General features: G+C 30.6%; 8 protein-coding genes, 1 tRNA gene and 1 pseudogene. 1 reads left to right on the top strand and 9 read right to left on the bottom strand.

Annotated features, from left to right (window positions below; genetic code table 11):
* Nucleotides 1–241 precede the first annotated feature (241 nt).
* The 7 genes and pseudogenes from ERCIPSPA2889_RS00820 to rplU form a co-directional block, all read right to left on the bottom strand.
* Nucleotides 242–1,981: a proline--tRNA ligase gene (locus ERCIPSPA2889_RS00820; protein WP_157988987.1), complete on the bottom strand. Its 1,740-nt coding sequence runs from the start codon at nt 1,979–1,981 to the stop codon at nt 242–244.
* Nucleotides 1,982–2,723: 742 nt separating this feature from the next.
* Complete coding sequence (gene lolA, locus ERCIPSPA2889_RS00815) at nt 2,724–3,341, bottom strand: outer membrane lipoprotein periplasmic chaperone LolA (RefSeq protein ID WP_157988986.1); 618 nt, start codon at nt 3,339–3,341, stop codon at nt 2,724–2,726.
* Nucleotides 3,342–3,936: 595 nt separating this feature from the next.
* Nucleotides 3,937–5,481, bottom strand: coding sequence for a murein biosynthesis integral membrane protein MurJ (gene murJ / locus ERCIPSPA2889_RS00810; RefSeq protein ID WP_157988985.1), 1,545 nt, complete (start codon nt 5,479–5,481; stop codon nt 3,937–3,939).
* Nucleotides 5,482–6,163: 682 nt separating this feature from the next.
* Complete coding sequence (locus ERCIPSPA2889_RS00805; RefSeq protein ID WP_157988984.1) at nt 6,164–7,720, bottom strand: TerC family protein; 1,557 nt, start codon at nt 7,718–7,720, stop codon at nt 6,164–6,166.
* A gap of 528 nt (nt 7,721–8,248) precedes the next feature.
* Nucleotides 8,249–9,295: pseudogene (gene cgtA / locus ERCIPSPA2889_RS00800) on the bottom strand (Obg family GTPase CgtA); the annotation flags it as partial.
* 1,225 nt (nt 9,296–10,520) lie between these two features.
* Nucleotides 10,521–10,787, bottom strand: a complete 267-nt coding sequence (gene rpmA, locus ERCIPSPA2889_RS00795) for a 50S ribosomal protein L27 (RefSeq protein WP_157988982.1) — start codon at nt 10,785–10,787, stop codon at nt 10,521–10,523.
* On the bottom strand, nt 10,777–11,127 hold the full coding sequence (rplU, locus tag ERCIPSPA2889_RS00790; RefSeq protein ID WP_157989411.1) for a 50S ribosomal protein L21: 351 nt from the start codon (nt 11,125–11,127) through the stop codon (nt 10,777–10,779). Before rplU ends, rpmA begins: the two co-directional genes overlap by 11 nt.
* Nucleotides 11,128–11,384: 257 nt before the next feature.
* Here rplU and ispB point away from each other — a divergent pair, with 257 nt between their 5' ends.
* Complete coding sequence (gene ispB, locus ERCIPSPA2889_RS00785) at nt 11,385–12,359, top strand: octaprenyl diphosphate synthase (protein ID WP_157988981.1); 975 nt, start codon at nt 11,385–11,387, stop codon at nt 12,357–12,359.
* A 670-nt stretch (nt 12,360–13,029) separates the two neighbouring features.
* Here ispB and ERCIPSPA2889_RS00780 read toward each other — a convergent pair.
* Together ERCIPSPA2889_RS00780 and ubiG are read right to left on the bottom strand one after the other, a co-directional pair.
* Nucleotides 13,030–13,105 (bottom strand) — tRNA-Asn (locus ERCIPSPA2889_RS00780).
* Between the two features lie 283 nt (nt 13,106–13,388).
* The gene (gene ubiG, locus ERCIPSPA2889_RS00775) at nt 13,389–14,129 is read right to left on the bottom strand and encodes a bifunctional 2-polyprenyl-6-hydroxyphenol methylase/3-demethylubiquinol 3-O-methyltransferase UbiG (RefSeq protein ID WP_269472399.1); all 741 of its coding nucleotides are present in this window, start codon (nt 14,127–14,129) and stop codon (nt 13,389–13,391) included.
* Nucleotides 14,130–14,246 lie beyond the last annotated feature (117 nt).

Raw genomic sequence — 14,246 nt, 5'->3', positions numbered from 1 at the left:
AATGATATTATACATATTTAAAAATCATTAAAAAATTTCCTTCACATATCAACAAAAAAACCCTTAAAAAAATAAGATACTCTAATTTATCTTATGAAATTCTTATACTCAAAAAATAAAACAGGCATAATACTTATGTCCTATATATACATTATCCTTTTTAAAGCGCACCAAATTAATCCATTAAATTTTAATTTTATCACGTTTTTATCTATCTATGATAACTAGTCTAAAAAATTGCTTATGAATTAAAATTAAATATAGAACCATGAAGTTCTGACTTGAGATAGAAAATAATTTCGCTAATTTTAAATATTCGTTTTTGATTCAACGCTCTAGATTTATATTCAATTTCTTTATTTTTGAGATTATGGTCACTAATTACTAGAATATGCGGCACTCCAATAAGCTCCATATCTGAAAACATTACACCTAGTCTTTCTGTTCTATCATCTAAAATCACATCAATACCTTCAGCTAATAACCGCAAATAAAGATTTTCAGCTGAACATCTTACATGGGATGACTGTTTTATATTAATTGGTAATATGGCCACTTGAAATGGCGCTAATACTGATGACCATATGATACCACGCTCATCATGATTCTGTTCAATTGCGGCGGCAATAATACGGCTAATACCAATACCATAACAACCCATCCTAATAATTTTACTACATCCGCTTGAGGTTTGTACAATGGCTTTTAGCGCTTTAGAATATTTTGTACCTAGCTGGAAAATATGACCAACCTCGATTCCACGTTTAATTAATAATGTACCTTTACCATCAGAACTCACATCACCTTCTACTACATTGCGAATGTCTTCAATGCGTGGAAGTGGTAGGTCACGCCCCCAATTAATACCCCTAAAATATTGACCATCAATATTAGCACCAATAATAAAATCACTCATAGCAGCAACACTTCGATCAGCTATAATAGGTATGTTAAGACCAATTGGTCCTAGTGATTCAAGTCCAGTTTGATAATATTGACGAATTTCTTGATCACTCATAAAGTGCAGTGGAGAGGCTATGATGTCAATCTTTTCAGCTTTAATTTTATTAAGTACATGATCTCCTCTCACTAAAAGAGCAACTAACCCATTAGAACTGTCTGTCTTTGCTTTTACTACCAATGTTTGCACTATTTTTTTTATTGGAATATGAAGGTTTTTAGACAAATCCTGAATAGTAGTGATATTTTGTGTCGAAAATTGTGTTTTTTTTTGTATACCGGGTTGGCGTACATCTTTTGGCGGTAATGCCTCAGCTATTTCCAAATTTGCTGCATATGTAGATTCTGTAGAATATGCAATAACATTATCTCCACTTGGCGCTAAAACTTGAAATTCATGAGAAATATAACCACCGATAGATCCAGTGTCTGCTTCTACAATGCAGAAATTTAAATCCATCTTTTTTAAAATATTACTATACGCTCTATACATAACAGAATAAGTTTCCTGTAACGATTCTTGTGTTTCATGAAAAGAATAGCCATCTTTCATAAGGAATTCTCTAGAACGTATAACACCAAACCGTGGCCGTACTTCATCACGAAATTTTGTTTGAATCTGGAAAAGTTTTATAGGCAATTGCTTATAAGAAGTAATTTCGTTGCGAATAAAATCAGTAATCACTTCTTCATGTGTGGGACCAATCACAAAAGAACGATGATTTCGATCAGCTAATTTAAGCAATTCAGAGCCATACTGCTCCCAGCGTCCACTTTCCTGCCATAAACTAGCTGGTTGCACAACTGGCATGGATATTTCAAAAAAACCAATACGTTGCATTTCTGCTCGTACAAGAGCTTTTACTTTTTGCATCACCCTCAACCCAGTCGGTAGCCAAGTATATAGTCCTGATGCTAATTGACGTATCATTCCAGCACGTAGCATCAGTTGATGACTTATTGTCTCAGCACTAGAAGGTTTTTCTTTTAGAGTAGCAAGAATATATTGAGTAGTACGCATAAATTTATGGGTTCACGTAAGTTAATCGGCTATAGCACTAGTAAAACTAATATTATGTATAATAGAGAAATGATAAAATATTATTTATTATATTTATGTAAATATCATAAAGGAGTATTTTTGTGTAAACATATCAATTTTTCCATTCAATATAATAATAATTATATCATCTATATCACCTTTAACACTATACATTACTGCTATGTTAAAATAACAATATTTTAATTTAAATCACGCAGTCAATAGCACATCTTAATTTATACAAACTGTTAATTAAAATTAATAATCTTATAAAATATCAAGATATTAATATTTATATGATATATACAACATAAACTACATTTTTATATACTATTATACTGCGTGAAATAAAAAACTACTTTAAACTTCTTGCATACATAAAAAAATTTTTACTATTACTCTTAGTATATAAATATCGTTTAAATTTAAAAAAAACTTGATAATATTACATATATACACTCTAACTTATATATCTCTCAGAAAATTATTTTTTAAGTGTCATAACCATCATAAAAGAAATAAAATATAACATACTCCATTCAGAATGTTTAATAGCTAATAACTATTAATTGAGCAACATAACTTTTACTCACAAAATCACTCATCTATCGTTTCTGCATAAACCAATCATTAGATCTATCTTAAAATAACTATTACTATCTAAAAAGATATATTGTTAATATGATAACCAGTGAATGCATCACATTCTGACCTCTAAAATCTATTTTCGATGATCGTCTATTGTAAACTCCGGAGGTATACTAAATTGAAATTTTTTAGGATCAATAAAAGCAGAATTCGGTTTGGATAAAATATAATAAATGCATACTCCGCTCTTTTCAAAAATGCTAAGCTGAGTAATATTACCATTCTTTGAAACATCTATAATAAATTTTATAATATTACTATATAATTTTTTAGGAGTAAAAATAAATTTATCACCTTGCTGTAGTAAATGATATTGTTTCCAGTCATGGGACTGATTATGTATCACTAACATTAACGGAGTATTGTGAATAATATTTTTCATACAATAAATGCTAACCTGTTTTATAGATGGACTATAAAACCACAATGTATTCCCATCAGATATGAAATCACTCTCGTCAGGGTAAATCATCTTCCAATGTATCTGATTCGGTCGATGTAGCCATATATAACCGGAACCTTCTTGAATTAAAGTATTCTTTGTATCAATTACTTTTTGATGAAACTCAGCCTGAAAGCTGTCAATTTTCTCAAGACGCTTTTGTAGAATAGTGGCCGTATCACATTGAACACTATTAGAAAAACTAGGTATTACTAATAAACAGATAAAAATCAATATTTTATTGATCATTTTTTAGCTTTTCTTAATAAAATTATAACTCTTAATACATATACCACTGCAAGACATGATCCTTTTGATATTAAACATTTTATTGTACTCTTTATTAAATATTAAATTAAAAATATTAATAATTACATAAAAACCATTTAAAACACAATTCATTTAAGAAGAGGCTCATTATTTACAGATAATTCTTACGGTTTTACATAATTTTAAATATTATCAATTATCTTATGCTGACAAAAGATCTTATAAATAGCTAAAATTTACTACTCTATCAAATAAACTCACTCAAAAAAATATCAATATATATTTTTATATGTAGAAAGAAGACCGCAGGATGAAGGGAAGAATTACCTAGTGTTGTTACTTGATTTTATAAATAACTATTAATAGTCACTATATGCTTCTCTCTTGATTCGGATAAAAATTCATCATCATCCCATCTACTATCAAAAACGCTCTTTTTCAAAACATTACTAAATTATTTTTTGCATAAAGTCCTCCATCTGTTAATGTACTAAACACATCAAATATATGCATTCTCTCAAAATTATCAGTAAAGGTTTATCTGATTTTTTTTTAAAACCATACTATAGTCTTTTTATAATAAGTCTACGTTATATGGAAAAAAATCACGTTTACGAAAACCCACTATTAATAACATCGAACAATAAACACTAACACCAGTACAACATACAACTGCTAGTCGAAATAATCTCTCCGGCATGTTTCCTATTGTCCAGTCTTGAACCATATTAGATGCTTCAAATAAGACTATAGCCATAGCAAGCACAGAAATAAACAAACGTATAAAAAACTTCATCCAGCCTGGATTGGGTACGAAAAATCGTTTTTTAAGTAACTGCCAATAAAGAAGTCCAGTATTAAGGCAAGCAGATAATCCAATGGATAGTGATAAACCAGCATGCTTTAGAGGGCCAATAAAAGCTAAATTCATAATTTGCGTTACTAGAAGCGTTAATATGGCAATCTTAAATGGAGTATGCATATCCTGCCTAGCATAAAAACCTGGTGCTAACACTTTCATGACAATTAACCCTATTAAACCTACTGAATAGGCCACTAAAGAACGCTGCGTCATGATTACATCAAAAGATGTAAACTTACCATATTGAAATAAAACGATAGTAAGCGGTTTAGCTAAAATACAAAGCGCGACAGAGCCCGGTACAGCCAAAAGAAAACAGAGACGCAGTCCCCAATCCATTATCTGTGAATATAATTCTTTCTGACCCCGCATAATACTTTTTGATAAAGCTGGTAAAAGAATTGTTCCTAATGCAACACCAAGCACTCCGATAGGGAACTCCATTAATCGGTCAGCATAATATATCCATGATACAGAACCTATTTCTAAAAAAGAAGCCAAAATCGTATTAATCATTAAAGATAACTGACTAACCGAGACACCAATAATGCCTGATGTTATTTGACAAAAAAGCCGACGCATGGCGTGATTGTGTACATCAAAACGTGGTAAAACCAATAATCCTAATTTTTTTAAAGCAGGTAGCTGATACAAAAATTGAAGAATTCCACCAATCAGTACTGCCCACGCAAGTGCCATAATGGGTGGATGAAAATACGAAGTTGCAAACAATAAAAAAATAATCATACTCAAATTAAGAAATATAGGCGATAAGGCGGGTACTATAAAAGAATTCCATGTGTTAAGGATGGATCCAGCGAATGAGGCCAAGGAAATAAATAATATATAAGAAAATATAATACGAATAAGTGATAATGTCATAAGATACTGCTCTGTAGCATCAGAAAAACCAGGTGCAGTGACAATAATAACCCAAGGCGCTATAAAAATTCCCAATAAGCTCACTAATGATAACATTAATATAAGAAGACCAGATGCATGTTGTATAAATACTTTTGTAGACTCTATATTTTTTTGGTTCTTATGCTCAATTAGCATCGGAATAAAAGCCTGAGAAAAAGCACCTTCAGCAAATACACGACGCAATAGATTAGGTAACTTAAAAGCAACAAAAAAAGCATCAGTTACCATACCTGAACCAAAAATATAAGCTATAAGAGAATCGCGCGAAAAACCTAAAATCCGTGAACACAAAGTCACAAGACTAACTGCTGCTAGTGATTTTAAAAGATTCATGTATGTCCTACTTTCAGCATTTAAATAATCTAGCCTATTAATATACTAAGAACTGCATTAGTGATAACTATCACAAGATAAACTGAAGCCGCTATAATATTAAAAAAATTTATTGTAGACCATGAGAGTTATTTTAAATAAAAACACTATAACGCTTAAATATTAATTTCTAATATAAATGAATATGCGAGATATCCATAATAATCCTAAATAATAAAATCTGTTAATAAGATATCTTAATTAATTTTTATGCCATCTAATCTAAAAGATAACTATATGACAATTAGCTTATACTCCTAACTATCAAAGTAATATCTCATTCCTCTAATTTTCTGTAATAACCGTTATTTTTAGAAAATATATATATTTAAAAATTACACTAACTATAAAGTCATAATGGAATAGCTCTAGGGGCCCTGATCTGTCTTATAATCTCTGTAATCTTTATTGATATACCTACCACGCTCAAAATACATACAAGTTAAGCTATATAAAATATATAATAGTAATTATAGCATTATTCCATAATACATACATTTATAATCATTAAAATCAATAAATCCGACGCCTTTCTTTAATAAAAAGTCTTTGTTTCGTACACCTTATAAAAATTAAAAATAAAAAGATTTTATTCTATTTCATATGGTACTTAATTAATATAGAATTATCCCTGAATTAAGAATTAACAATTATTTCTTTGATTATCTTGTTTCGTAACTCGTATTAAATCAATACGGTAATCAGTTGCCTCTATAATTTGAAATCTCAGAGGATAAATATTAATAATATCACCAACTTTAGGTACTCTCCCTATGTGCTCAATAATTAGCCCAGCTAAAGATGCATGGTGATCTTCCGGTTTAATTAAGTCCTTATTATTGAACAAATGCTGCAATGAATGCAAATCGGCTCCACCTTTTACCAGCCAGCCCTCTCCATCGATAACGATATCTGGTGTCTCATCTTCATCAGGAAATTCACCGGCAATAGCTTCTAATACATCTAATGGCGTAATCAGTCCTTGAACCGCGCCAAACTCGCCAGTTACAACAACAAAACTACCTTTTGCTCGGCGCAGTACGCCAAGAAGATTCAATGGATTTAAGGTATCTGGTATAATAATAGGCGGGGTGGAACTTGCAAAAGCAAAAACATCAACACCATGATCCAAAGCTACTAATAATTCTTTAGCTCGCACCACACCTATTATAGAATCTAGTTCTCCACTGCATACCGGAAATAAACTGTGCGGTGTATCTAGCAACTGCATACGTACTTCATCTAATGAGCCAGTTAAATCAACCCAGGAAATTTCCCTCCGTGGTGTCATTATACTACGCACTGAGCGAGCAGCAAGAGTTAGTACTCCATTCATCATATAGCGCTCTTCATCTTTAAATGCTTCCTTTGGGGATAGTGTTGTTACAGTGCCATCTTCTATGCTATGACTAACGTGTTGCCTATGGCCCCCCATTAGACGCTGAATCGCTTCTGCAGTTCTCTCGCGCATAGGGCGTCTTTCTTGATGACGCATAAAATTACGCCGTGCCATTTGGTTAAATAATTCAATTATAATCGAAAAACTGATTGCTGCATATAAATAACCTTTTGGTATGTTAAAGTGTAAACCTTCAGCTAAAAGACTAAAACCGATCATCAGTAAGAAACTTAAGCATAAGACTACTACGGTTGGATGTGTATTTACAAAGTTAGTTAACGGTTTAGAGGCGATAAGCATCACACTCATCGCCATAATTACCGCAAGCATCATAAGTGATAAATTATTTACCATACCCACTGCAGTAATCACTGCATCAAGAGAAAACACTGCATCTAAGACAACTACTTGTACCACAACTGACCAAAAACTAGCATATCCTTTATGATTTAGGTCATGAATGTCTCGATTCTCTAAACGTTCGTGCAATTCTGTCGTAGCCTTAAATAACAGAAAAACACCTCCCATAAGTAACATTAACTCACGGCCAGAAAAGCTAAGATCACCTATACTAAACAGTGGGCGACTCATAGTAGACATCCATGACATGAAAGATAAAAGACCCAATCGCATCACCATGGCTAGCAATAGACCAGTTAGACGAGCTTTATCACGCTGTTTTGGCAAGAGCTTATCTGACAAAATCGCAATAAATACTAAATTATCAATACCCAGGACAATTTCAAGAAGAATAAGAGTCAAAAGACCCGCAAGAACTGAAGGATCTAAAAGAAATGACATGGACAGCTCCGGAAAAAAACACGGGACAGCATTAGCAATACTTGCATGGATGAGTTATGAGTAGCGTTTATTAAAGCATTAGATGAGGCTAAAAAAAATACCAAAATAATCATTTTACTAATAAAGAAAATATAATAATAGTACATCTTGGAGCTGAATTCCTGTATTCTTATATGTAAAAAAATTATTTTTTTCTTAATTTCTTAATATAAAAAAAGTAATAACTATTAGTCACCATATTAATACTCATTATCTCAATTATATAATAATATAGATGATTTTAACTCTATCAAAACACAGTTTTTATAAAATTTCTAGACTATTATAATCCAACTGATTATGAGCAATCTCTTTTTTTTCACAGCATACTATTATCTGTATATACTATTATTAACAATACAATATTATATATTACAAGAATAAACAATTATCGCTAATATATAAATAATCTACTTTTAATATAATAACTATTATACTAAGCATTGTACTTCTCTTGCTCGCTTTTTTAGAGCTTTCCTTAGAATTCTATACTATTTCTACCTTATCAAGTTTTTGATTGGTTTGTGTTTTTGTATTCTTGAGAAAAAAAGTAACATCCAAACACAATCCCTGTATACCTGTATTATTTAATGAAGAAACTAGATAATACTTATCAGTCCATTGAAGAGCTTTCACAACAGAAGCTACGCGTAACTGTGCTTCTTGATAATCTAAAAGATCTATCTTATTAAAAACTAACCACCGCGGTTTTTGAAAAAGATTAATGCTATATCTTTCTAGCTCATATAAAATAATAGAGATATTCTTCACTAAATCTCTTTCATTTATTGATCCTATATCAATAATATGTAGCAATAGATTACAACGTTCAAGATGCTTTAAAAAGCGAATACCTAACCCTGAACCATTAGAGGCTCCATGAATTAAACCGGGTAAATCCGCAATCACAAAACTATTATTATCATCTAATCGTACCACACCAAGACTAGGAGCTAACGTTGTAAAGGGATAATCAGCTATTTTTGATTTAGCGGCAGATACTGTACAAGTAAAAGTTGATTTACCTGCATTCGGCAACCCTAACATACCAACATCTGCTAATAACATCATTTCTAGCTGTACATTACGTTTTTCACCTAATGTACCCATAGTTTTTTGACGTGGAGTACGATTAATTGATGATTTAAACCGCGTATTACCCATGCCATGCCAACCCCCTTTTGCAAGAATCATTTTCTGAAGATGACAAGTCATATCTCCTAGTACCTGAGTTGTGTCGCAATCCATGATTCTCGTCCCCACAGGAACCTGAATCACTAAATCCTTTCCTCGCTTCCCTTTGCAATCACCACTCTGACCATTTTGACCATTATTAGCACAAAAAGTTTTTCTCAAATGAAACTTAAGTAATGTATTCAAATTCTCATTAGCTTGTATATATACATCACCACCATCACCGCCATCACCGCCATCAGGACCGCCACGGGGGATATACTTTTCACGGCGAAAACTCACGCAACCATTGCCCCCATGGCCAGCAATCACTAAAATCTTTGCTTCATCCACAAACTGCATTTAACTACTCCACTATAGATACAAAATGTATCTTCTGGGATGGATAATATCAAAAGATAGCAGGCGCATTACCTGAAATAAATATTTACCATAAAACATAAAATTCTTAATGCCTAATTAAAACTCCGCATACTAAAAAGCAATACGCCAATTTTTAAGGAATAAAAACTTATTCATTACTACTACTCAGAGTAATATGCGCTTACCTTAATACACAAATCTATCTTTTTTAGTGAGAAAAATAAATAATATTATATTTTAATTTTATAAAAATAATTAAACAATATCATTACTTAGTCTTTTCTTTTAAGCTAAAATAGCTATCTAAGCAACTCAATTGGTCTCTTGATAACAACCTCAATTTTTTATGCCATGTATAAAAAATTGATATTTTGATAATGCACCCTGCTGACACTCTTAGGTAATATGGTGTTTTAATAAACATATATTTTATCTTAATACTATAAAGTATAGATAAAATAGACCATGTGACCCTTTTTTAAATCGCATAACCTATATCAATCTTTACAGATGAGCCAACTGCTCAATACACAGAACTATGAACTATGAAGAAAACTCACCTACAATAAACATGCCATCACAACCAAACTTAATTAAAAAATCACTTATCTATAAAAATAGATAAAAATCTTTTAACTATTACCAGTAACAACATGTAATAAGTACCGTTCCTAATAGAATATTCATATAATTAAAAGATGGGATATTACATAATGATAAGATCTCAATAAGTAACTCTAATTGATAACATCACATGTTTAAATCAGGTTCTAAGCGAAAATCGTATAATTTTTATTTATAATTAACAGGGTGTCAAATTAGAAAAATAACTGAAATATTAGCTTGAAGTGTATAAATTTTGCATGTCATTAGGACATATTATATTTTTATAAAAAAAGTGCATTAATAAATCAATATCATGTTCATGATAAATATCTACCATAGTTAATAATACCTATATATTATTTAAACTACAACATAAAAACTAATTTGGCTGTAATTAAAATCAATAACATTTTTAAGGTATATTCTCGTCTATCAGGGTCTCTCTCTAATAATAGTAAGACATAATATTTTTTTATATTATTATAAATTCATTTTGTATTAAATTCATAAAAAATCTCTATTTTTAAATTCTTAATCTTATTCTTTAAATTTTTTTAAAAAAATAAATTACAAAAATATATACCATAATACTATGGTACTAATCGATACAATTCGGAACTATGCTAATATATTTTCTTCTTTCTGCCCCTTTAATTTCGAATTTTACTTGACCATTAGCAGTCGCAAATAGCGTATGGTCACGACCACACCCTACATTCTCACCGGGATAAAAATGAGTTCCTCTCTGCCGCACAATAATACTACCTGCTAATACAGTTTCTCCTCCAAAACGTTTTACTCCCAGTCGTTTTGCATGAGAATCTCGACCATTACGTGTGGACCCGCCTGCTTTTTTATGTGCCATTTATTAAATAATCCCCTGAAACTCTAACTGAATCTCTAATAGTAATAATCTTAACGTCAGTAAAATACTGACGATGACCTTGATGTTTTCGATAATGCTTACGAGCGCGAAATTTAATAATGTTTATTTTTTTACTGCGACCATGAGCGATAATTTCTGCAGATATTCTTCCACCTAATAAAAAAGGTGAACCTATATTAATATGTTCATTATTGACTATCATGAGAACATGATTAAATATCACCACTTTACTAATTGCACTGTCTATCTTTTCTAATCGCACCACCTGACCTTCACTAACTCGGTGTTGCTTTCCGCCACTTTGAAAAACCGCATACATAGCCAACTCCATTTCTGCGCCTTCCTGATAAATATAATACTGCACTATAAGTTTTATGAAAAATATAATTATACAAAACTCTTTGCTAAAAACAAGCATTTATTATTAATACAAAATAAAACACCATACAAAAAAGTAAATATTTCTCAATACATAGTTCGATATAATATACTGTATAATTTATTATATACATACATAATGTATGTGTGCATCTATAACTCCCATCGTAACAAAAACTAGGTAATAACTAAAAAATCATGAATTTAAAAGAAATAAACATACTTATTAAAAATGATATGGAAGATGTCAATACCACCATAAACAAACAGCTGCACTCAAACATTCCTCTGATTAATCAACTTAGTTACTACATCATTAACAGCGGAGGAAAACGTATTCGCCCAATTATTACATTATTAGCAGCACGGGCTGTTCACGGCTACTCAGGAAAACAACATATTACCATGGCGGCGCTTATTGAATTCATCCATACTGCAACTTTACTACATGATGATGTCGTTGATCAAGCAGAAGCTCGCAGAGGACAAACTACCGCTAACATTACTTTTGGGAATGCAGCTAGTGTATTAGTGGGTGACTTTATATATACTCGTGCATTTCAAATGATGACTAATCTTGGATCATTGAAAATTCTAGGGATAATCTCAGAAGCTGTTAATGTCATTTCTGAAGGCGAAGTGCTGCAGTTACTAAATTGCAACAATCCAGATCTCACTGAAGAACAATATATGCATATTATCTATAATAAAACAGCACGTCTTTTTGAAGCTGCAGCACAAACTTCTGCTATCTTAGCTGGATCCAGTTTAGCTCAAGAGCAAGCTTTACAAGCTTATGGACGTTATTTTGGTATTGCATTTCAACTTATTGATGATGTATTAGATTACAGCTCCAATAATAAAATATTAGGAAAAAATACAGGTTCTGATCTTAAAGAAGGCAAACTAACCCTCCCTTTATTACACGCAATGCATCATGGAACTCTTGAACAAGCAAATCTAATTCGCTCAGTAATTAGTACAGGAAAAGGGCACCACTTTTTTGATGTTATTCGATCAACAATGAAGGAATGCGGTTCTATAGAATGTACAAAAAAAACCGCTCAGAAAAAAGCCGATAAAGCTCTTACAGCATTAAAAATACTTCCTGAATCACCATGGCGTCATGCATTAGAAGCATTAGTGCATATTTCGATGCAACGCATAACTTAATATCTTTAATATGATAACACTCAATTTGTATTGAAAATACAATACTTTATTTTATAATTTTTTTAAAACTATAAAATTATAACTTCTAAATAAATAACAATATTAAATATACAGCATGAGTAAGGAGAAAGATAAATATTTTTCTTATGTTTCGCCCAGTATATCTATAAAGATAAAGATAAAAAAATAAGACTTTTCATAATTTATTTTTTTTAAAATTATATCCTTGTTACCAATATTACCAATAAATAGCATTTTCAATATAAAAAATAAAAAAATATTTAAATAAATAAGCTATTAATAATAATTAATAAAGAAAAATAATTTTTTAAATACCAAAAATTTAAAACAACCAAAATAAAAGTTAATAAAAAATAACCTTACATAAGATAATATTAATTATATTGAAATATTGGTCTAATTTTAAAAAAGATCAATAAATATATTATAAATCCTGAGTCTATATATTTTCGATATATGAATTTATAAAAATGAATTATTATAAATTTTATTTTACAATAGATATATTTAAATATGATACTATTAATTAAAATGATTTAAAAATTTAATAATTTTATCTTTATATAATGACTTTTATTATAAAAAATGTATGTTCTTTATTAAGATTTCTTGACTGAGACCGATAAAATATATATATCTCATTTCATTGTGGCTCCTCTGACTGGATTCGAACCAGTGACATACGGATTAACAGTCCGCCGTTCTACCAACTGAACTACAGAGGATTACTAAGAATAAAAATTAAATTTTAACTGATAAACTCTAAAGTGTCAAATCTTGCTAGTTACTTTTTATAATTGATAGTGCAATAATACTTATTATGGATATATGTCAGATGTAATCATTAAGTTGCATTATCCGATTGATCGAGAAAAATTTTTATAAATTTACAAGAACATTAAAGTTTGTCTGCAATCTCATACAATCAAGGTAAAAATAAAAACATATATGTTTCTAAAAACCAAAATATAACAAATAATATAAAAATAATAACTTGACTAAATATCTCTAAATCACTTTATAATTAATATCATATTGTGCATAAACCATGTAGTTTACATCAACATTAGAGGTTAATTTACAATAATTACTAAAAGGATTATAACATAACCCAACCATATCATATACACACAGAGGCGTTTTATCTATCCATTCTAATAACTCATTAGGGCGAATTAATTTTTTTATATTATGCGTTCCACGGGGCAAAATTTTCAAAATATACTCTGCACCTAAAATTGCTATTAACCAAGATTTTTTAGTACGATTTAATGTGGAAAAAAAAACACTTCCACATGGTTTAACAAGCCTGGCACAGGCATAAATAATTGAATACGGATCTGGAACATGCTCCAACATTTCCATACAAGTAACGACCTCATACTGACCAGAAAATTGCTCAGCATAAGCTTCTACTGTTTTTTTAATATAATATATCTTTATATCATTCTCCAGAGCATGTAAACGTGCGGCTTGTAATAGTTCTTCGCTCATATCTAAACCAGTAACATTTGCCCCTTCTCGAGCCATACTTTCCGCTAGAATGCCCCCGCCACAACCAACATCTAGAATATTTTTACCGAATAAACCATTCGTATGTTTTATAATCCACTCTAGACGCATTAAATTTATACTATGAAGAGGCTGAAATGGACCTTTTACATCCCACCAAGATGAAGCCAAACGTGAAAATTTCATAATCTCATGATTATCAATATTCTGTAAACCTACTAGATGCTCTCGAGTCACCTCTTAAATTACTCCAGAAGAAGCTAAAAATTTAAACATCCTTTTATTATTAGTATACATATAATAATATATAGCTTTAACTATCCTAATGACTTTATCCATACTATATTTTATGCT

The sequence above is a fragment of the Candidatus Erwinia haradaeae genome, assembly GCF_900698985.1.
In the GTDB taxonomy this organism is placed as follows: Bacteria; Pseudomonadota; Gammaproteobacteria; order Enterobacterales; family Enterobacteriaceae; genus Erwinia_E; species Erwinia_E haradaeae_B.
This window is presented reverse-complemented; position numbering and strand designations above follow the sequence as displayed.